Annotated in this window: 17 protein-coding genes; 5 read left to right on the top strand and 12 right to left on the bottom strand. The window is 73.5% G+C overall.

Annotated features, from left to right (window positions below; translation table 11 throughout):
* Positions 1-128: 128 nt before the first annotated feature.
* A complete protein-coding gene (locus AB0J76_RS06465; RefSeq protein WP_352322699.1) occupies positions 129-1,367 on the top strand; it encodes an MFS transporter in 1,239 nt (412 codons plus the stop codon).
* On the opposite strand, the gene AB0J76_RS06460 is transcribed toward AB0J76_RS06465, so the two are convergent.
* The 8 genes from AB0J76_RS06460 to AB0J76_RS06425 form a co-directional block, all read right to left on the bottom strand.
* The gene (locus tag AB0J76_RS06460) at positions 1,336-2,838 is read right to left on the bottom strand and encodes an MFS transporter (protein WP_352322698.1); all 1,503 of its coding nucleotides are present in this window, start codon (positions 2,836-2,838) and stop codon (positions 1,336-1,338) included. The two genes, AB0J76_RS06465 and AB0J76_RS06460, sit on opposite strands and share 32 nt — an antisense overlap.
* A gap of 35 nt (positions 2,839-2,873) precedes the next feature.
* Positions 2,874-5,816, bottom strand: a complete 2,943-nt coding sequence (locus AB0J76_RS06455; RefSeq protein WP_352322697.1) for a BTAD domain-containing putative transcriptional regulator — start codon at positions 5,814-5,816, stop codon at positions 2,874-2,876.
* Positions 5,817-5,823: 7 nt separating this feature from the next.
* Positions 5,824-6,570 carry an isocitrate lyase/phosphoenolpyruvate mutase family protein gene (locus AB0J76_RS06450; protein WP_352322696.1) on the bottom strand — a complete coding sequence of 249 codons (747 nt, stop codon included), beginning with the start codon at positions 6,568-6,570 and terminating at the stop codon, positions 5,824-5,826.
* Positions 6,567-7,382, bottom strand: coding sequence for a hypothetical protein (locus tag AB0J76_RS06445; RefSeq protein ID WP_352322695.1), 816 nt, complete (start codon positions 7,380-7,382; stop codon positions 6,567-6,569). Before AB0J76_RS06445 ends, AB0J76_RS06450 begins: the two co-directional genes overlap by 4 nt.
* 78 nt (positions 7,383-7,460) lie before the next feature.
* Positions 7,461-8,135, bottom strand: coding sequence for a DUF998 domain-containing protein (locus AB0J76_RS06440; RefSeq protein WP_352322694.1), 675 nt, complete (start codon positions 8,133-8,135; stop codon positions 7,461-7,463).
* Positions 8,132-9,337 (bottom strand): glycosyltransferase, encoded by a 1,206-nt coding sequence (locus AB0J76_RS06435; protein ID WP_352322693.1) that lies wholly within the window; start codon positions 9,335-9,337, stop codon positions 8,132-8,134. Before AB0J76_RS06435 ends, AB0J76_RS06440 begins: the two co-directional genes overlap by 4 nt.
* 86 nt (positions 9,338-9,423) lie before the next feature.
* The gene (locus AB0J76_RS06430) at positions 9,424-10,236 is read right to left on the bottom strand and encodes a DMT family transporter (protein ID WP_352322692.1); all 813 of its coding nucleotides are present in this window, start codon (positions 10,234-10,236) and stop codon (positions 9,424-9,426) included.
* A 36-nt stretch (positions 10,237-10,272) separates the two neighbouring features.
* Positions 10,273-10,890, bottom strand: a complete 618-nt coding sequence (locus AB0J76_RS06425) for a DedA family protein (protein WP_352322691.1) — start codon at positions 10,888-10,890, stop codon at positions 10,273-10,275.
* A gap of 392 nt (positions 10,891-11,282) precedes the next feature.
* Here AB0J76_RS06425 and AB0J76_RS06420 point away from each other — a divergent pair, with 392 nt between their 5' ends.
* Together AB0J76_RS06420 and AB0J76_RS06415 are read left to right on the top strand one after the other, a co-directional pair.
* Entirely contained in the window at positions 11,283-12,458 is a 1,176-nt protein-coding gene (locus AB0J76_RS06420) for a histidine kinase (RefSeq protein WP_352322690.1), read from the top strand.
* A 17-nt stretch (positions 12,459-12,475) separates the two neighbouring features.
* Entirely contained in the window at positions 12,476-13,444 is a 969-nt protein-coding gene (locus AB0J76_RS06415) for a hypothetical protein (protein ID WP_352322689.1), read from the top strand.
* Here AB0J76_RS06415 and AB0J76_RS06410 read toward each other — a convergent pair.
* Positions 13,352-13,993, bottom strand: coding sequence for a VC0807 family protein (locus tag AB0J76_RS06410; RefSeq protein WP_352322688.1), 642 nt, complete (start codon positions 13,991-13,993; stop codon positions 13,352-13,354). The genes AB0J76_RS06415 and AB0J76_RS06410 overlap by 93 nt on opposite strands.
* A gap of 217 nt (positions 13,994-14,210) precedes the next feature.
* Positions 14,211-14,864, bottom strand: a complete 654-nt coding sequence (leuE, locus tag AB0J76_RS06405) for a leucine efflux protein LeuE (RefSeq protein ID WP_364388986.1) — start codon at positions 14,862-14,864, stop codon at positions 14,211-14,213.
* Positions 14,865-14,970: 106 nt separating this feature from the next.
* Between leuE and AB0J76_RS06400 the strand changes: the two genes are divergently transcribed.
* Together AB0J76_RS06400 and AB0J76_RS06395 are read left to right on the top strand one after the other, a co-directional pair.
* Positions 14,971-16,362, top strand: coding sequence for a selenium-binding protein SBP56-related protein (locus AB0J76_RS06400; RefSeq protein ID WP_352327571.1), 1,392 nt, complete (start codon positions 14,971-14,973; stop codon positions 16,360-16,362).
* A gap of 49 nt (positions 16,363-16,411) precedes the next feature.
* Positions 16,412-17,020, top strand: a complete 609-nt coding sequence (locus AB0J76_RS06395; RefSeq protein ID WP_352327570.1) for a hypothetical protein — start codon at positions 16,412-16,414, stop codon at positions 17,018-17,020.
* On the opposite strand, the gene AB0J76_RS06390 is transcribed toward AB0J76_RS06395, so the two are convergent.
* Together AB0J76_RS06390 and AB0J76_RS06385 are read right to left on the bottom strand one after the other, a co-directional pair.
* Positions 16,937-17,443: a hypothetical protein gene (locus AB0J76_RS06390; protein WP_352327569.1), complete on the bottom strand. Its 507-nt coding sequence runs from the start codon at positions 17,441-17,443 to the stop codon at positions 16,937-16,939. The genes AB0J76_RS06395 and AB0J76_RS06390 overlap by 84 nt on opposite strands.
* Positions 17,444-17,569: 126 nt before the next feature.
* Positions 17,570-17,869: a hypothetical protein gene (locus AB0J76_RS06385; RefSeq protein WP_352327568.1), complete on the bottom strand. Its 300-nt coding sequence runs from the start codon at positions 17,867-17,869 to the stop codon at positions 17,570-17,572.
* Between the last annotated feature and the right edge of the window lie 39 nt (positions 17,870-17,908).

The raw sequence follows: 17,908 nt of genomic DNA, 5'->3' as shown, positions 1-17,908 counted from the left end.
GCGTTTGACTGAAGTGACTGATTGACCGCTCGGCGGCCGGCACCCGCCGGTATCTACCCCGGTCGAAGCCCACCTCCGACGGTGCGCTCCCCCGGGGGAGGACTCCGTCATGATCTGGACGGAGACCCTTGAAGTCCTACCTCGACGTGCTGGCCACCCCCGGCGCCTGGCGCTTCCTCGTGCCCGCGCTGCTGGCCCGCGTGCCGTTCGCGATGACCCAGATGGGCATCCTGCTGCTGGTCCAGTGGTCCACCGGCTCCTACGGCGCGGCCGGGATCACCTCCGCCGCCTCCGCCGTCTTCCAGGCCCTCATCGGCCCCCAGACGGGCCGCCTGGCCGACCGGTACGGCCAGGCCCGCGTGCTGCTCCCGCAGGTGGCCCTGCACGCCCTGGCCATGGGCGGCCTGCTGGCCCTGGCCGCCGCGCACGCCCACCTCGCGCTGCTGGTCGCCGTGGCCGCGCTCGTCGGCGCGTCGGGACCGCAGGTCGGCTCGATGGTCCGGGCCCGCTGGGCGCACCGGCTCGGCGGCACCGGCCGGCTGAACACGGCGTTCGCGGTCGAGTCGATCACCGACGAGCTGACCTTCACGCTGGCCCCGGTGCTGCTGGTGGGGCTGTCCACGGCGTACTCGCCGGTGGTCGCGCTGCTCGGCGGGCTCGTGCTGATCCTGGTGGGCACGGTGGTCTTCGCCGCCGTCCGGACAAGCCTGCCCGAGCCGGTGCCGGTGCGGATCGCCGCCTCCAAGGGCGTGCTGCGGCGGCGCGGCGTGGCGCTGCTGGCCGCCGCCTTCCTGGCCATGGGGTCGGTCTTCGGCAGCCTCCAGGTCGGCGTCACCTCGCTCACCACCGCCCTGCACGCGCCCGCCGCCGCCGGACCCGTCTACGGCGTCTTCTCCGGCGCCAGCATGCTCGGCGGCCTGCTGTACGGCGCGGTCCGCTGGCGGTCCTCCGCCCGCGCGCGGCTGGTCGCCGGGCTGGCCCTGCTCGCGGTCGCGACCAGCGCGTTCACACTGGCCGCAGCCGTCCCTCACATGTACGTCGCCGCCGCCCTGGCCGGCCTGGTGATCGCCCCCGTGGTGATCACCGGCTACACCCTGGTGGAGGGACTGGTCGCGGCGGAGGGCCGTACCGAGGCGTTCACCTGGCTGAACGGCGGCATCGCCCTCGGCATCGCGGCCGGGTCGTCGGTCGCCGGGCAGCTCGTGGACCACTTCGGCGCCTCCCTGGCGTTCGTCGTCGCGCCGGTCGCGACGGGCGTGGCCGCGCTGCTCGTGCTGGCCAGGATCCGCAGCCTGCGCCCGCTGCCCGCCCGGCCGGCGAGCGAGGCCAGCTCGCTCACCGAGGGACCGGCTGCTCTTCCTGGATGACCTTCGGCACGCCGCGCAGCCAGGCCAGCGCGAACACCGCGACCACGGTCAGCAGGACCGCCGTGACCAGCGTCGTCACCTGCATCCCCGACACGAACGCCGTGCGCGCCGCGCGCATCAGCTCCCCGGCCGCCTGCGGGGGCAGCTCCGCCGCCGTGGCGGTGGCCCCGGCGATCGACTCCCGCGCCGCCTGGCCGGGCACCCCGGCGGGCACCAGCAGGTTCGCCCGGTAGACGCTGTTGAGCACGGTGCCGAGGACCGCGATGCCCAGCGCCCCGCCCAGCTCGAACGCCGTCTCCGACACCGCGGCCGCCGCCCCTGCCCGCTCCTTGGGCGCGGTGGCCAGGACGTTGTCGTTGTTCACGGTGAAGGTGAGCCCGACCCCGAGCCCGCCGATCATCATCACCGGCAGCAGGGTGAGATAGTCCAGCTCGGTGCCGAGCATGGCGTACCGGACGAACGCGGCGGCGTTCAGCGCCAGGCCGAGCGCGACCACGCCGTTCCTGCCGAGCCGGCCGATGAGCCGGGCCGCGAGCACCCCGCCCACCGCGCCGCTGAGACCGCCGGGAAGCTGGGCCAGCCCGGCCTGGAGCGGGGTCCACCCCAGGACGAGCTGCAGGTACCAGGCGAACAGCAGGTTCATGGCCGACAACGCGAAGATCGCCAGCAGGTTCGTGCCCACGGACGCGCTGAAGGCCCGCCGCCGGAACAGCCGTACGTCGATCAGCGGCGTGGCCAGCCGGCTCTGCCGCCGGACGAACAGCACCAGGCACACCGCGCCCACCACGGCCGCCCCCAGCACGTCGGCGTGCGCCAGGCCCTGGTGGGCGGCCTCCTTGACCGCGTAGACGGCCGTCACGACACCGGCGAAGGACAGCACCACGCTGGGCCCGTCCACCCGCCCGGCGGGACCGCGCGACTCCGGCAGCACCAGGAACCCGCAGACCAGCACCAGCGCCATGATCGGCACGTTGATCAGGAACACCGACCCCCACCAGAAGTGGTCCAGCAGCACGCCGCCCACGACCGGCCCCAGCGCGAACCCGGCCGCGCTCATCCCGCTCCAGATCCCGATGGCCGCGGTCCGCTCGCGCGGGTCGGCGAAGACGTTCCTGACGATCGAGAGCGTGGACGGCATGATCATCGCGCCCGCCACGCCCAGCAGCGTCCTGGCGGCGATCAGCAGCTCTGGGTTCGGGGCGTAGGCGGTCACCACCGAGGCGGCGCCGAAGCCGGCCGCGCCGATCAGCAGCAGCCGCTTGCGGCCCACGCGATCCCCGAGGTTGCCCATGGTGACGAGGAGCCCGGCCAGGGCAAACCCGTACATGTCGCCGATCCAGAGCAGTTGCGTCGAGCTCGCGCCGAGGTCGGCGACCAGCCGGGGGAGCGCCAGGTGCAGCACGGTGAGATCGACCGAGAGCAGCAGCGTCGCCAGGCAGGCGATGGCCAGACAGGCCCATTTGCGCGTCATGCCGTCCACGATGGCGAGGGCGGCTGACGGGCCGCCTACCGTTCGCTGACCGCCCGGCCGAGGGCCTCGTCGATGCGGTTGCGGATGTCCTCGGTGCTGTACCAGTCGTCGGGGCACTCCGCGCGGGCCTGGGCCAGCAGGGACAGCGCGGCGTCCCGCTCGCCGCCGATCAGCGCCACCTCGGCCATCCCGAGGTGCGCCCAGGCCAGCATGTCCATGGAACCCACGCGACGGGCCAGCTCGGCCGCCTCCTCGTAGTCGGCCCGCCCGCCCAGCGGCTCGCCCATGCCGAGCAGCGCGTCGCCGCGCCGGCACAGGGCCTCGGCCATCTCCGCCCGCGCGTCGAGCTCGCGGGCCAGCGTCAGCGCCTCGTCCGACAGCGCGTACGAGGCCGCGTAGTCCCCCTCGCGGGAGGCCAGCTCGCCGAGACCCGACAGCACCAGCACCGCCCCCCAGCGCTCGCCGATGGCCCGGAAGGCGGCCAGGGCGCGCCGGAAGGCGGCCAGCGACTCCTCGACCCGCCCCAGGATCTGCAGCACGAACCCCGCGCCGCTGTACGACAACGCCCGCTGCCAGGGCGGCAGCCCCTCGGTGTGGGCCTGCAACTCGTGGTAGATCTCCTCGACGTCGCCCGGCGGTCCGGTGAACATCGACCGCATCATCATCAGGAACTCCACCCGCTCCGGCAGGTGGGTGATCGGCAGGAGTTCGCGCACCTCGGCCAGCCGCTCGCGCACGACGTCGTCGGCCACGCCCGTCCAGGCGGTGACGAGCAGGCACATGACGTACTCCTCCTCCATGCCCGCGGGGCACGCGTCGCCGATCCTGGCCAGCAGCGCGGCGGCCAGCCCGGCGATGACGCCGCGGTGGCCGCGCATCCACCAGTAGCAGGCGCTGTGCGCCAGCAGCCGCAGGCCGGTCTCCGGCTGCCCGGACGTGGTCGTCCAGCGCATGGCGGCTTCGAGGTCGTCGCTCTCCTGGTCGAGGCGGGCCAGCCAGGTGAGCTGCTCGGCGGTCCGCAGCAGCGGGTCGGCGGTCAGGACGAGGTCGAGGTAGTAGGCGGTGTGGGCGTCCCTGATCGCGGCGGTCCCGTCGGACTCGGCCAGGCGTTCGGCGCAGAACGCCCGGATCGTGTCGAGCATGCGGTACCGGCCGCCGACGTACTCCACCAGCGACTTCTCCGCCAGCGAGAACAGCACCTCCTCCGGCAGCCCGCACACCCGCTCGGCCGCCTCGGGGGTGGCGCCGCCGACGAACACGCTCAGGCGGGCGGCCAGGCGCTGCTCGGCGTCGTCGAGCAGGTCCCAGCTCCACGCGACGACCGCGCGCAGCGTCTGGTGCCGGGGCAGCGCCGTACGGCTGCCGCGGGTCAGCAGCCGGAACCGGTCGTCCAGGCGGGCCGCCACGTCGGCGACCGACAGCGTACGGAGGCGGGCCGCGGCCAGCTCGATGGCCAGCGGCAGCCCGTCGAGCGCCCGGCAGATGCGCACCACGTCCGCGGTGTTCCCGGCGTCCACGGCGAACCCCGGGCGCACGGCGGCGGCCCGGTCGGCGAACAGCCGGACGGCGGCGTACGCCAGCGGGTCGTCCGGCTCCGGCGGCGGCAGGCGCAGCGGGGACACCGGCAGGATCGACTCCCCGGTGATGCCCAGCGCCTCGCGGCTGGTGGTCAGCACCCGCAGCCCGGGGCAGGAGGCCAGCAGCGCGTCGGCGAGCTCGGCCACGGCGGCGACCAGGTGCTCGCAGTTGTCCAGGACGAGCAGCAGGTCGCGCTCGGCCAGCGCGGTGAGCAGCCGGGTGACGGGGCCGACCGCGGCGCGCTGGGGCGCGGGCAGCAGGGCGTCGCGGATGTCGAGCGCGACCAGCACCGCGCCGGGCACCCCGGCGGCGCCGGCCACGTGGGCGAGGGGCACGAAGCACACGTCGCCCGGCTCCTGGGCGGCCGCCTCCTGCGCCAGCCTGGTCTTGCCCGCGCCGCCGGGGCCGATCAGCGTGACGAGCCTGCTGTCCCGCAGCCGCGCGCCCACCTGCGCCAGCTCCTCCGCCCGGCCCACGAAACTGGTCAGCTGCGCCCGCAACCCCTGCTTGAACCCGCCGCGCGGCGACCCGGCGGGCCCTCCTGGCCCGGGAAGGGACGGGGGAACCGGCGGCTGGATCGGTGCGGGGTTCGGCGCCGCGGTCGGCACGATGGTCGGTGCGATGGTCGGTGCGGCGGTCGGCAGGGTGATCTGCGGGGTGATCTGCGGGGCCAGGGACGGGTCGGCGCGCAGGACGGCGAGGTGCGCGGCGGCCAGTTCGGCGCCCGGCTCGATGCCCAGCTCCCGGTCGAGCAGCCGCCGCGCCTCGTCGTAGACGGCCAGCGCCTCGGCCTGCCGGCCGCTGCCGTACAGGGCGCGCATGAGCTGGGCGCGCAGGCGCTCGCGCAGCGGGTGGGCGGCGGTGAGCCGGCGCAGCTCGGCGACCAGGTCGCGGTGCCGCCCGAGCGCCAGGTCGGCCTGGAGGCGGTCCTCGACGGCCGCCAGCCGCAGCTCCTCCAGCCCGGCCGCGGCGGACACCGCGTGCGGCGCGTCGGCGAGCGGCGCGCCGCGCCACAACTCCAGCGCCTCGCCCAGCAGAGCCGCCGCCCGCCCGGCGTCCCCGGCGGCCAGCGCCCGCCGCCCGTCCAGGGCCAGGAGCTCGAAGCGGCGCGCGTCCACGTCGTGCGGGTCGGCGACCAGCCGGTAGCCCGCCGGGTGGAACTCGACCAGGTCCCGGCCGAGCGCCCGGCGCAGCCTGGACACCTGGGACTGCAGCGCGTTGGCCACGCCGTCCGGCGGGTGGGGGCCGTAGAGGTCGTCCACGAGCTGGCCGGCGCCGACGACGCGGCCGGCGTTCAGGGCCAGCAGGGTGAGCAGGGCGCGCACCCGCGGCCCGCCGAGCGCCACCGGCGCGCCGTCCTCGTCCAGCACGCTGGTGGGTCCGAGGATCTCGAAGCGCATGCCCCGATTATCGGGTCTGCGGGAGGAGCGCGGCGATTTCTCCGTACGTCGGCAGCGGCGGGGCGTCCTTGCCCTGCGCGCCCAGCACGGCGGCCAGAGCGCCCTGGAGCGCGGCCCGGTAGAGCAGCGAGCCGGTGCTCACCCGGGCCACCCCCGCATCGGCCAGCCGGTCCAGCGTCGGACCGCCCGGCTGGTAGAGCACGTTGAGCGGCAGCCGCGTACGCGCGACGACCTCGGCGATCTCCGCCGGATCGGACAGCCCGGGGACGAAGATGCCGTCGGCGTGCTCGTAGGCGTCCACCCGTTCGCGCCAGTCGCCGGTGCCCAGCCAGTGGGTGTCGGTGCGGGCGTTGACGAACACGCCGTGGCCCTTGGCGGCCTCGATGATCCGCCGGTGCAGCTCGACCGGGCGCAGCGTGCCGTCGGGACGGCCGTCCTCCAGGTTCACGCCCGCCACCCCGAGCGCGGCCAGGCTCGCGACCAGGTCCGACACCTCCTGCGGGTCGTCGCTGAAGCCGCCCTCGATGTCCACCGTGACCAGCACGCCGAGGTCCTTGACCGTCTCGGCGAGCTCGATCGTCTCGGCCCTGGTCGCGCCGGCGGCGTCCGGCTTGCCGTGCACGGCGGACACGCCGAGGCTGGTGGTGCCGATCGCGGGGAAGCCGTGCGCGGCCAGGATCGCGGCCGAGCCGTAGTCCCACGCGTTGGGCAGCAGCAGCGGGTCGCCCGGCTTGTGCAGGTCGTGGAAGTTCATCGGCGGGTCCCTTCGAGGAGCGTGTCGAGCACGCCGGCGGCCAGCGCGAGGGCGTGGGCGGGAGCGGGGCACGGGCGCAGGCCGTCCCCGAACGTCAGGTGGGGGGCGGGGGCCCGGGAGGCGTCGAAGCGGTCGGGGTCGGCGAACACCTCGGGGTCGCGGTTGGCCGCGACCAGGTCGATCGTGACCTCCTCGCCGGTGCGGGTGTCGAGCCTGCGGCTGGCCTTCAGCGGCGGGTCCTGCCTGAGCGTCTCGCGCAGCACCGCCTCGGGGTCGTCGCCCGGCACGGCGTGGGCGAGCGCGTTCTCGATGAGCGCCTCGGTGGCGGCGTGGCCCTGGAGCAGCAGGGTGACGGCCGGCAGGTCGGTCAGGGCGAGCAGTTCGGCGACGGCGGCGTCGGCCTGCGGGCTCCCCTCGCCCGACAGGTAGCCGCTCGCGGCCGCGGGCACGGCCGAGGTGTCCGGCACGCCGAGCGCGGCCCCCAGCACGGCCGTCGGCACGCCGCGCCAGTCGCCGTCACCGTTGCCGTCACCGTTGCCGTCACCGTTGCCGTCACCGTTGCCGTCACCGTCGCCGCGGCGGTCGCGCGTCGCGGCCCTGGCGGCCGTCCGCAGCGCGGCCGGGTCCAGGGCGGACAGGCGCTCGACGACCAGGCGGCGGCGTTCGGCGTGCGTCTCGCCGGTGCTGAAGCGCGACACGTGGGCCCGCAGCCAGGCGAGCGTCCCCGGCTCGCCGTCCTGCGGGACGGGCGGCGGCACGTACCGGCTGTCGGACAGCACCGCCCGGGCTTCGGCGTGGTGGGTGATGAGCATGGGTCCACGCTAGGCCGCCGACCGTTCGACGGCGGACGAAGTGTGGCGGCGCCGCCGGTCACGCCCGGTCACGCCCGGTCACGCCGCCAGCCGCTGCGGGCTCTCGGGCTGCGCGGGCGCCCCGGTGGCCCGCGTGCCCTGCGTCCGTACGGCGGCGCGGCCCGGCGCGCAGGCCAGCGCCATGGTGACGACGAGCACGATCTCGGCCAGCACCAGACCCCGTTCGAGCAGCCCGTAGTAGGCCGTGCCGCCGATCAGCGAGGAGGTGACGGCGGCCGGGTGGGCCGCCAGGTAGGCGACCAGCGTCAGCCCGGAGGTCACGCTCAGGGCCTTGACCGCGCTCCAGCGCGCGGCCGCCGCCCGTCCCCTGGCCAGGGTCCAGCCGGCGACCGGCAGCGCGGTGAAGACCACGGCCGCCGACCAGCGGTGGATCTCTCCGCCGAACGTGCTGATGTCCGACATGCCGGGATCGGTGGGGAAGATGGCGCTGAGCATCAGCCCGGCCGCCCCCGCCAGCAGCAGCACGCGGGTCGCGGCAGTCCGCCCCGGCTCGCGGGCGGCCAGCCCGTACGCCAGCGACAGGCAGGCGGCGGCCAGCGCCAGCGTCCCGGCCAGCACCGGCAGCATGCCGCCGGGGACGAGCGCGTAGTCGCTGATCAGCGGCTGCTCGGGCAGGCTCACCTGCGCGTAGCCGAGTGCGGCCACCGCGGTCACGGCGCCGGCCACGGGAGCCAGAACGGCACGCCAGGTCATCGTGTCACCTCGTCGTAGATCTGCTCGAAGCGGGCCAGCGACACCTGCTCGTCGTGGGTGAGCGCCAGCGCCCGGCTGGTGTTGCCCAGGCGGGCGCGCAGGTCGTCGTCGGTGAGGACGGCGGTCAGGTGCCTGGCCAGCGCGACCACGTCGCCCGGCTGGTAGAGGTAGCCGTTGCCGTCCACCAGGTGCGGCAGGGCCATCGCGTCGGCGGCCACGACGGGCAGGCCGGACGCCATGGCCTCCAGCGTGGCGATGCTCTGCAGCTCGGCGACGCCCGGCATGGCGAACACGTCGGCGGCGGCGAACGCCTGCGGCATGCTCTCGTCGGGCACGAACCCGACGAAGAACACCCGGTCGCCCACCCCGATGCGCTTGGCCAGCTTCTCCAGCTCCATCCGCTGGTTGCCGCGGCCCACGAACGCCACCTGCGCGTCGGTCTCGTTGAGGACGAGGGGCAGCGCGCGGATCAGCTCGTCGAGGTGCTTCTCCTCGTCCAGGCGGCCCACGAACAGGGCGGTCGGCCGGTCGGGCAGCGCGAACCGCCGGCGCGCCCACGACTTGGGCTCGGCATGCGGGTGGAACCTGGCCAGGTCGATGCCGCACGAGACGGCCTCGACGTCGCGGGAGAAGCCCTGGTCGGCCAGGAGCTTGGCGGCCAGCGGGGTCGGCGTGGTGATGTGGTCGGCGCGCTTGAAGACGCGGCTGAAGTCCCGCCAGGCCAGCCGGCCCGCCCTGGTCCGCAGCGCCTCGGGGACGTGCCCGAACTGGAAGAGGTTGTCGGGCATGAAGTGGTTGGTGGCCACGACCGGCACGCCGCGGCGCCGGGCGGCGGCGATGGCGGCCCGGCCGACCACGAAGTGGCCCTGGGTGTGCAGGACGTCCGGGTCGATGTCGGCGACCAGCCGGTCGAGCCTGGTCGGCACGGTGACCCGCATGGTCGGGTGCACCAGCAGCGGAGCCGAGCGCAGCCGGTGGACGATCACGCCGTCCACCACGTCGGCGCTGGCCGGGCCGGCCTCCGACTGGCACACCACGTGCACCTCGTTGCCGCGCGCGGCCAGGCCGGTGGCCAGGCGGTGGGTGAAGTAGGCGGCGCCGTTCACGTCGGGGGGATAGGTGTCGGTCGAGATCAGGACGCGGCGGGGACGTTCGGGGGCGGGGGCGAGCTGGGCGTGGTCGGTGACGTTGCGCAGGGGCATGGCCATGACGGTGACTCCGCTTTCACAAGGGGGGACGGCTGGGGGAGGGCCGATGGACGAACAGGGGGTTTCGGTCAGGGGAGGGATCAGGCGAGGTCGTTGCGTGCCTCCAGCGGGGACGTCCGCGCCAGGGCGAACGTGCCGGCCGCGGTGAGGGCGGCGGCCGCGATCGGCGCGAGGCCGGACGGCAGCGGCTCGCCGAGCAGCAGCGCCCCGAAGGCCACCGCCGTGAGCGGGTCGGCGATCTGCAGCGAGGCGAAGGAGACGCCGAAGTGCCCGACGGCGTAGGCGCGTTGCAGCATCACCAGCGCCAGCAGCAGCGGGACCGGCAGGGCCAGCAGGTACCACCAGTTCCAGCCGCCGTCCACGAGCACGCGCATGAGCGTGGCGGTCGCGCCGTACAGGACGCCGGAGCCCGTGGCGAGCAGCGCGGCCCGGCCGGCGGGGGAGGCCGCCTTCGAGCCGGCCCACAGCAGCACCGCCGCGACGCCGGCCACGGCGAGCAGGGTGAGCACCCCCGTGGGCGCCAGGTACGTCGGCCCGTCGGACTCGGGCACCAGCAGCACCAGGCCGATCAGCCCGGCCGCGACCACGCCCGCCGCGGCCAGCTCCTTGCGGGAGGGCCGGCGGCCGTGCAGCGCGGCGGCGATGGGCAGCGCGAACAGCAGGCTGGCCACCCCCATCGGCTGCACCACGGTCAGCGGGCCGAGCCCGAGGGCGACGATGTGCAGGCCGCCGCCCGTCACGATGGAGACGCCGCCGAGCAGCCAGCGCGGCCTGCGCAGCAGGGTCAGCAGCGCGGGCTTGGCCGAGCCCGCCGCCTCGAACTGCTGCAGCGCGGCCCCGAGCGCGAAGAACAGCGAACCGACCAGCGCGATCGCCGCGGCCAGCACACTCATGCGCACTCCTTTCAGACGGATGGTTGCCCGACAGGGTCAAACGGACGTGTCCACCGGAAGACGCTCCGGGGAAGGCTGGGTGGCGCGCCGCTTCCTGGCCCACCGCACCAGCTCGACGAGGCCGGTGATCGACAGCGCGATCCCGAGGCCCAGCAGCAGGCCCTTGATCGGGTCGTTCTCGAAGGCCATGCCGCCGAAGAAGCCGATCAGCCCGGAGTACACGGCCCACGAGCTCGCCGCGATGGCGTCGAAGAACGTGAACGAGCGCAGCGGATGCCCCACGGCGCCCATGGTCAGCGTCGTCGCGGTCCGCCCGCCGGGGATGTACCTGGCCACGACCAGCACCAGCCCGCCCCGCTCGGCCAGCGCGCCGCGCGCCCAGACGAACGCCTTCTTGCCCCGCAGCCGCCCCGCCGACCTGTTGCCGATCAGGTACGACACGTGGTCCCCGGCGAACGCGCCGAGCGCCGAGACCAAAATCACCAGGGCCAGGTTGGTCTGGCCGGAGGCGGCGAACACCGCCGCGGTGATGACCGACGTCTCGGCGGGCACGACGGGAAAGAACCCGTCGAGCAGCGCCAGGGCGAACAGCGCCACGTACAGCCATGGCGATGACATCACCTGCTGGACGAGGTCGAGAATGGCGTGCGACATATGCGTGGACTCCGATCGTCAGGGCACTCACCAAGCCTGTCGGCGTGAGCGGACCGGGGACATCGGGGATGCCCCCGGTCGAACGCGGGCCCGTCCCCTAGGAGGGTCAGGGCCGCCTACCCCATGAAGGTAGAAATTCCGCAGGTCATGGCACATCGGCCCATCGACCCGCGCCACCCCCTACTTTCGTCAGGGGCGGGAGTGCGACTTCCGCGTGACACCCACGATCAAACCGGTTGCGCGCCCCGGACACAGGAGAGGAGGTATCCGCCTTTCAGGTGGGGGCAGCACCACCGTGATCACTGGACCAGGCCCCACCCTGACTTTCGTCAGGGGCGCCGCCTGACCTTCGGGCGGGACCGGCCCCGCCCGGCGGCGGATAACGTCGGTGCGTGAACCGTCTGCGTCGTGAGAACCGCCGTCAGGTCGTCCTCGACCTGCTGCTGTGGGCCGTGCTGGGCATCTTCGTGACCGCCATGGGCCCCGACCCGTTCGCCGATCCGGCCGGGTTCGTGCTGGTGACGCTGCCCAGGGTGGGGCTGGCCGCGCTGGCCGTGCTCGTGGGCCGTCCCTGGCCGCTGGCGGCGCTGGTGCTGCTGCTGCCGCTCGGCCCGTGGACCTTCACCGAGGGCTTCGCGACGGTGGACCTGACGTGGCTGCTGCCCCGGCGCGGCGTGAAGATCCTGCCGCTGCTCGCCACCTCGCCGTTCATCATCTGGTACGCCTACCTCACCGGCCGGCGCACGACCCGGCTGTGGCCCGCGGGCGCCGTGTTCTGCCTGATCACGGCCATCGGCTGCGGGGCCGTGCTGCTCCAGGGCGGTGACCTGGCGCTGTGGGTGTCGATGGGCACCGGGCTGGTCGGCACGTACGTGCTGCCGTACCTGCTGGGGCTGCTCCGGCGGGGTGTGCTCCAGCAGCGGCGGCAGGCGCGGCTGTCGGTCGAGGCGCAGGCGCGGCTGCGCGAGCGGGCCAGGATCGCCCGCGAGATGCACGACTCGCTCGGCCACGACCTTGCGCTGATCGCGGTCCGCGCCGGCGGGCTGGAACTCGCCCCCGGCCTCGGCCCGGCCCAGGTCAAGGCGGCCGGCGAGCTGCGCATGGCGGCGGCCGACGCGACCGAGCGGCTGCGCCAGATCATCGGCCTGCTGCGCGAGGACGCCGAGGAGGCCCCGCTGTCCCCGGTGGGCGAGGACGTCGCCGAGCTGGTCGGCCGGGCCAGGGACTCCGGCATGTCGATCACCCTGGAGGTGGCGCCGGGGGCGTCGCCGGAGCTGGCGCACGCCGTCGTCCAGGAAGGGCTGACGAACGCGGCCAAGCACGCGCCGGGCGCGGCGGTCGCCGTGTCGGTCGCGCCGCACCGGGTGGTCGTGCGCAACGGCCCGCCGAGCTCGCGTCCCAGCGCCCGGCGCGGCGGGCTGGGCCTGGCGGGGCTGCGCGAGCGCGTACGGCTGGCCGGCGCCACGCTGACGGCCGGCCCCGACGGCGACGGCTTCCAGCTGGCCGTCGAGCTCCCCCACGAGGGGGAGGCGGATCCCCGCCGCTCGGGAGGGGACCGGCCCGCCTGAGGCGCACGATCGGGGGCATGACAGAACAGCGAGCGGGCATCGGCCGGCTCACCGCCGCGATCGTGGCGGTCGCCGCCACGCTGCCCTACCTCACGATCAAGACGCTCTGGCTGACCGGCGACCCCGTCGGCGTCTCCGACCCGGCGCTCATGGACAGCGGGCAGATGCTCGGGATGAACGCGCTGACCTTCGCCATGGAGGCCGCCGGGCTGCTGCTGGCGCTGGCCTTCACCATGCGCTGGGGCATGCGGCTGCCCGCCTGGCTGGTGCTGCTGCCGCTCTGGGTGGGCACCGGCCTGCTGTCGGTGCTGGCCGCCACGACCCCGCTGATCGTGCTCATCGGCGGCCTGGCGATCTTCAGCGGCGGTCCCATCCAGACCTGGGTCTATCTGGTCGTCTACGGCGGTTTCATCACCCTGGGCGTCGCCCTCATGGCGGCCTTCGCCCTCTACGCCCGCGACCGCTGGCCGGCCGTCTTCACCACCCCGGTCAGGCTGCCGTTCCCGAGCGCGACCAGGTCGTTCCAGGAGGTGGTGGCGTGGGGCGCGCTCGTGGTGGCGGCCGCCGTCGCGGTGCTGCGCGTCGTCATGGCGTTCGACGGGACCGTGCAGGCCGTCCAGAACGGGTTGAAGGCGCTGCTCGCGGTGGGCGGGGCGGCCGCGCTGGTGGCCCTGGTCAGGCGGCGCGGGAACGGCCCGTTCTGGCGGCCGCTGGCGCTGGCCTGGCTGGGGTCGGGCTCGCTGTTCGCCTGGGGGCTGTTCTCGATGATCGTCAGGTCCACGGGCGGCCCGCTGGCCTACGGCGGCACGGGCGTCGCGGACTTCGCCGAGCTGTTCGGCATGCTGACCGGGCTGGTGATGGGGATGTGTGGAGCGTTCCTGCTGGCCGAACGGTCAGGCGTGGGCCACGTGCAGCCTGGCCAGGACGCGCTTGAACGCCAGGATCGAGAACGTGATCGCCAGCCCGCTGATCACGGCCACCGCTGAGGTGCGCAGCACCATGAACGCGCCGAGCGAGCCCTCCAGCTTCTCGTAGACCGCCAGGAAGATGCTCAGCGTCGAGTTGGCCAGCAGCACGAACGCCCACAGCAGCGTGATCCTGGCGAAGAACCTGCGCACCCGCTCGTGCTTGAGCACGGCCGACGGCAGGTGGATGTAGTCGAGGGTGAGCTTCTGCACCAGCGGCCGGTTGAAGCGGACGGAGGCCAGGAAGACCATGCTGATGCAGATCGTGCCCAGCTCCGGCTGGATGAAGAACCACATCCAGGTGCCCGTCCAGAACGACACCAGGGCCCGCACCGTGACCGCGAACGCGGCCAGGAACATGGTGGCGGGCACCTTGACCCCTCTGGCCAGCCGCCAGGCCACGCCGAGGTACACCCAGGAGACCGTGGCCACCAGGGCCCACTTGAAGCCCAGCACGACCATGGCGAGGTAGAACACCAGCAGGGGGGCGACCACGCCTTCGAGCAGGCGGGGGGCCGCCTGACGGGCGAGCGCGGTCAGACGGGGGAGTGCGACCGGATGGTGGTTCAAGGCTGCTCCGCAGATAGGCCGACGATCAGCGTCTACCCGGGCTTCGGGGGTCCAGGCTTGCCGGATGGACCGGTCGTCGTCACCGCCGGGTGCGACTCCGCCCGGTGCGACCCCGAAGGCCGGTGGCCTACCGTACCGGAGCCCGGCGAGTAGGACTGCCGCTTTTGCCGCGTTCCATCTGTTCCATACGAAACCAGTTCACCCTTGAACCTGGCTTTCAGCCGAGTGACGCCGTGGCGAGCTTGGCGCCGAACCCGAGGAACAGCGCGCCGACGCCCGAGGTCAGGCCCGCGCTCAGCTTCCGGTGCCGGCGGAACTGGCCGGCCAGGAACGTGCCGGAGAAGATCAGCGTGGTGAGATAGAGCACGCTGAAGATCTGGATCACCGCGCCCAGGATGAGGAACGACAACCAGGGGGCGCTGTACCCGGGGTCCACGAACGGGATGAAGAACGACAGGAAGAACAGGATCGCCTTCGGGTTCAGCAGGCTGATCGTCAGGGCCTTGCGGAACGGCCGGGCCTGCCGCGCGGGCGCCGCCCCGGACTCGTCCGCCGCCCCCGGACGGGCCCGCCAGGCCCTTACCGCGCCGCGGATCATCTGGAAGCCGAGCCAGGCCAGGTAGGCGGCGCCGGCGTACTTGACGACGGTGAACAGCGCGGGCGTCGCGCGCAGCAGGGACGCGGCCCCGGCGGCGGCGAGCACCATCAGGACGGTGTCGCCGAGGAACACGCCCGCCGCGGCCCGGTAGCCCTGCCGGACGCCGTGCTGGGCGGCGAAGCTGAGGACGTACAGGGAGTTCGGGCCCGGCAGCAGCACGATGAAGAAGGCGCCGACGACGTAGGTCCAGATGTCCGTGATACCGAAGAACACACTTAACGGTATCGCGCGATATGTGTCGATTCAGTCGGTCGGTGGCTGTGCTTTGCGGCGCTGATGCCTATTGACCCAGTAGGGATACTCGTGAATATCTGGTGTCATGGCTCTCTGGACCCCCGACCCCACGTTCTACCCCTCCCCGCGCGACGCCGTCGAGGCCCCCGTGGAGAAGCTGGCCTACGTCGCCGCCTTCGACCGGTCGGCGAACCGTCCGGACGCGCTGGCCGTGCTCGACACCGACCCCGCCTCCCCGGCCTACGGCACGGTCATCGGCTGGACCGACCTGCCCGGCACCGGCGACGAGCTGCACCACTTCGGCTGGAACGCCTGCAGCAGCGCCCTGTGCCCCAACGCGCCGCACCCGCACGTCGAGCGGCGCTACCTGGTGGTCCCCGGCCTGCGCTCCTCACGCATCCACATCTACGACACCAAGGACCGGATCAGCCCCGAGCTGGTCAAGGTGATCGACGCCGAGTCGCTGGCCAGGCGGGCGGGCTACTCCCGCCCGCACACCGTCCACTGCGGCCCCGAGGGCCTGTACGTCTCGGCGCTCGGCGGCGCGGACGGAGCCGAGGGCCCCGGCGGCATCGCCGTGCTCGACCACACCTCCTTCGAGGTGCTCGGCCGGTGGGAGCTGGACCGCGGGCCGCAGTACCTCGCCTACGACTTCTGGTGGCACATCAACCACGACGTGCTGATCACCTCCGAGTGGGGCACGCCGTCCATGATCGAGGACGGCGTGGTCGGCGAGCTGCTGCTCGGCCGCAAGTACGGCCACAAGCTGCACTTCTGGGACCTGCGCAAGCGCCGGCACGTCCAGGAGGTGGACCTGGGCGACCAGCACCAGATGCCGCTGGAGCTGCGCCCCGCCCACGACCCCACCCGCCTGTACGGCTTCGTCGGCGTGGTCACCAGCGTCGAGGACCTGTCGGCCTCCGTCTGGCTGTGGTTCCACGAGGACGGCCGCTGGCAGGCGCGGAAGGTCATCACCATCCCCGCCGAACCGGCCGACCCCGCCCTGCTGCCGCCCGTGCTGCAGCCGTTCGCCGCCGTGCCGCCGCTGGTCACCGACATCGCCCTGTCCGTGGACGACCAGCGCCTGTACGTCTCGTGCTGGGGCACCGGGGAGCTGAAGCAGTACGACGTGTCGGACCCGTACAAGCCGGTCGAGCTGGGATCCCTGCGGATCGGCGGCATCACCCGGCGCACCCCGCACCCCGCCGAGCCCGGCCTCCCGCTGCGCGGCGGCCCCCAGATGGTCGAGGTGAGCCGCGACGGCCGCCGCGTCTACCTCACCAACTCCCTGTACGGCTCCTGGGACGACCAGTTCTACCCCGAGGGCGTCGGAGCCTGGCTCGCCAAGGTCGACGCCGACTCCTTCACCTTCGACACCGCCTTCTTCCCCCACGGCGACGCCTTCCGCGGCCTGCGCCCCCACCAGGTACGCCTCCAGGGCGGCGACGCCTCCTCCGACTCCTACTGCTACCCGTGACCGTGCTCGCCACCGTGCCCGCCACCATGCCCGCCAGGAGCACCGCCACATGCCCGCCATGAGCACCGCGACGGTCCTGCTGCTCGGGGCCTTCCACGGACTGAACCCGGCCATGGGCTGGCTCTTCGCGGTGGCCCGCGGCCTGCAGGAGCGCAGCCGCGACCTGCTGCTCCAGTCGATCCCCGTGATCGCCCTGGGCCACCTGGCGTCGGTGGCCCTGGTCGCGCTGGTCGTGGCCGCCACCGGCTCCCTGGTGACGGGCGCGGCGCTGCCGGTGGTCGGCGGGCTGGTGCTGGTGGCGTTCGGGCTGTGGCGGCTGCTGTCCACCCGCCACTTCCGGTGGGTGGGCATGCGCCTGTCGCTCGCCCAGCTCGCCGGCTGGTCGTTCCTGATGTCGTCGGCCCACGGCGCCGGGCTCATGCTGCTGCCCGTGCTCACCGGGCTGCGCGCGGAGGGCCACGCGGGCCACGCCGTCTCAGGGGGACTGGCGGTGGCGGCCCTGCACACGCTGGCCATGTTCGTGGTGGCCGGCGTCGTGGCCCTGGTGGTCTACGAGGTGCTCGGCCTGACGATCCTACGCCGCGCCTGGTTCAACGTGGACCGCATGTGGGCCGTCGCCCTGATCGCCGCCGGCCTCCTCACCCTCCTCCAGGCCTGACCCGAACACCTCACAGAGCCGGTCGGCGTGAACGGCCCTTTCGATCCAGGCTTCCAGGACGGTGGTGTCCGTGCATGAGGTGATGCGCCGGCGCACCTCGTCGGGGATCACCGCTCCACGGCCGTCGAGGATCATCAGCAGCACCTTGGCTTCGCCTTCGGCGCGCAGCATCTGGGCGTACTCGGACTGGTAGCGGTAGGTCTTGGTCGCCATCAGGTCTCTCCAGATTCGTCGGGCGTCTGTGTTTCCGAGGCCTACTTCCGTTTGTTCGGCGATGTGTCCCGCGCTGGTGGTGTCGGTGGTGTCCAAGGCGTCTGCCAGGACTTCCAGTATGGCAGTGACCTCCTTGGAACGGGCGTGGGTCAGCGCCGAGAACATGGTGAGCACCACGTCGTTCACCGCCTCGGCGAGGTCGTCGATCACGGGGATGTTGTGCGGGCCCACGACGACCGCGCGGACGGACAGCGTCGGCCAGTCCGGCAGGCCGATCGTCTTCGGGAGGGCGGCCCCACCTGGCGGTCGCCTCGTCCTGGCAGATCACCAGCAGCGTCACCGGGCAGCCGAACTTGACGTGCACGTGGCTGATGTAGTGCGCCCAGGCCGCGGTCTTGCGGTCGTCGGGCTTGGACTGCGACTCGCTGATGACCACGTGCCGTCCCTCAAGGACGTGAACATCATGATCGTGTCGGCGCGCCGCTCGATCGGCTTGATCTCGGTCAGGTCGGTGTCCGCCACCGCGACCTCGGTCGGTGACGGGAAGGGGATGTCGAGCACCGTGAAGACGCTCGTGCAGAGCTCTGGATTGTCACGGAAGACGCGGTGCAGCGCCTCGTGCTGGGAGGAGATCACGGGCGGAACGTTAGCGACCGATGACGCTCCGTGTCCGCG

The sequence above is a fragment of the Nonomuraea sp. NPDC049624 genome (assembly GCF_040675255.1).
Taxonomy (GTDB): Bacteria; Actinomycetota; Actinomycetes; order Streptosporangiales; family Streptosporangiaceae; genus Nonomuraea.
Note: the sequence above shows the minus strand (reverse complement) of the source record. Positions and strands in the feature narration are given on the sequence as shown.